Genomic DNA, 598 nt, shown 5'->3' on the forward strand with positions numbered 1-598 from the left:
CCCCGACGCTGGGGGGAAGTCGGGTAGGGGAGGGACGGACAATGGAACCATCTGGCGAACAGACGCCGGACCAAGCGAAATAGCTCAAGCCAACGATAGAAGAGGGGCTGAAGACGATGGAGATGAGGAGACAAGGGTGCGTACTCGCACGCAGGCAGACGGCGGTGGCGGTGGCGGCGGCGCTGCTGTCGCTGAGCAGCGGCGTGCAGGCGTTCGAGCTTGACACCGGCAACGCCGACCTGCAGGTGCGTTGGGACAACACGGTGCGCTACAACATTGCGACGCGCGTGGAGAGCCGCGACAGCAAGTTCGGCAACTCGGCGCTCACCGATGAGGGCACGTACAGCTTCGACCGGGGCGATCTGGTCGCCAACCGCCTCGACCTGCTGTCCGAGCTCGACGTGGTGTACAAGGGCACGAGCGGTTTTCGCGTGAGCGGCGCGGCGTGGTACGACGCGGCCTACGGCGACAACAGCGAATCGAACCCGAACGCGCCGTTCGCGGCGATCCCGAGCTACCGCGACCACGAGTACAGCCGTTACACCAAGCGCTACTACGCCGGCCCCTCGGGCGAGCTGCTCGACGCCTTCGTGTTCGC

At 66.1% G+C, this 598-nt stretch carries 1 protein-coding gene; it reads left to right on the forward strand.

The features are described 5' to 3' along the window. Window positions 1-116 precede the first annotated feature (116 nt). The coding region (locus GPA27_RS28290) for a DUF1302 domain-containing protein (protein WP_169143730.1) at window positions 117-598 on the forward strand (482 nt) is incomplete at its 3' end.

It is taken from the genome of Aromatoleum toluolicum, assembly GCF_012911005.2.
Classification (GTDB): domain Bacteria; phylum Pseudomonadota; class Gammaproteobacteria; order Burkholderiales; family Rhodocyclaceae; genus Aromatoleum; species Aromatoleum toluolicum.